Source organism: Oleiphilus sp. HI0128 (assembly GCF_001635365.1).
On record NZ_LWGG01001136.1, the window covers coordinates 1 to 1,382 of the forward strand.

A 1,382-nucleotide genomic window follows, 5' to 3' on the forward strand; every position below is an offset into this window, starting at 1 on the left:
GAAATGGGCTTGGAGGTACTTCCTGTACTAAATAAAATGGATTTGCCACAGGCCGATCCTGAGCGAGTAACCCAAGAGATTGAGGATATTATCGGAATCGATGCGTCGGGAGCGGTTCCCTGTAGTGCTAAAAGTGGCATGGGAGTTGAAGATGTTCTTGAAGCTCTAATCGAAGTGGTTCCACCTCCAGAGGGTGATGTTGATGCTGACCTTCAGGCGCTTATTATTGATTCCTGGTTTGATAATTACTTGGGTGTTGTATCTCTCGTACGAGTTAAAGAAGGCACCTTGCGTAAAGGCGATAAAATCTTAATCAAGTCAACGGGCAAAACCCACCAAATTGATGCTGCGGGAGTGTTTACACCGAAGCGTCATGAGACCGGCATTCTTAGAGCAGGTGAAGTTGGTTTTGTTGTTGCGGGTATTAAAGACATTCATGGCGCGCCAGTTGGTGATACCATCACCCATGCTAAAACTCCTGAAGTAGAGCAGTTGCCAGGCTTTAAGAAAGTCCAGCCACAGGTCTATGCCGCTTTGTTTCCAGTTAGTTCTGATGACTATGAGTCGTTTCGCGATGCCTTGGAAAAACTCACCTTAAATGACGCTTCTTTACATTATGAACCTGAGACCTCCGATGCGCTTGGCTTCGGGTTCCGCTGTGGTTTCTTGGGTATGCTCCATATGGAGATTATCCAGGAGAGACTCGAACGAGAATATAACTTAGATTTATTGACCACTGCGCCAACAGTTATTTACGAACTAGTGATGCGTAATGGTGAGGTTATTAAAGTAGATAACCCGTCTCGTCTACCAGACCCCGGTGCAGTAGAGGAGATGAGAGAGCCAATCGTAGAGGCAAATATTCTCGTACCACAAGAGCATTTGGGGAATGTAATTAGTCTTTGTGTTGAGAAACGAGGCATTCAGAAGGATATGCAATTTCTGGGAGGGCAGGTCTCTCTCAAATATGATTTACCAATGAATGAAGTGGTACTCGACTTCTTTGACCGTATCAAATCAGTCAGTCGGGGCTTCGCGTCGCTAGATTATCACTTTGTACGGTTTGAAACGTCTAATTTGACCAAACTGGACGTTCTAATAAACGGTGACAAAGTTGACGCATTGGCGCTAATTATTCATAAAGATAATGCCCACTCAAAGGGACGTTTACTTACCGAGAAGATGAAGGAGCTAATTCCTCGTCAAATGTTTGATGTTGCTATTCAAGCCGCGATTGGTGGTCAAATTGTTGCTCGGCAAACTGTAAAAGCCTTACGTAAAAACGTAACAGCAAAATGCTACGGTGGTGACGTAAGTCGTAAGAAGAAGCTTCTACAGAAGCAGAAAGAAGGTAAAAAACGAATGAAGCAGGTTGGGAGTGT

The 1,382-nt window shown here is 44.5% G+C and carries 1 protein-coding gene; it reads left to right on the plus strand.

The genetic code is table 11. The features are described 5' to 3' along the window. Nucleotides 1–1,382: translation elongation factor 4 (lepA, locus tag A3763_RS19290; RefSeq protein WP_068760360.1), on the plus strand; the 1,382-nt coding region annotated here is incomplete at both ends.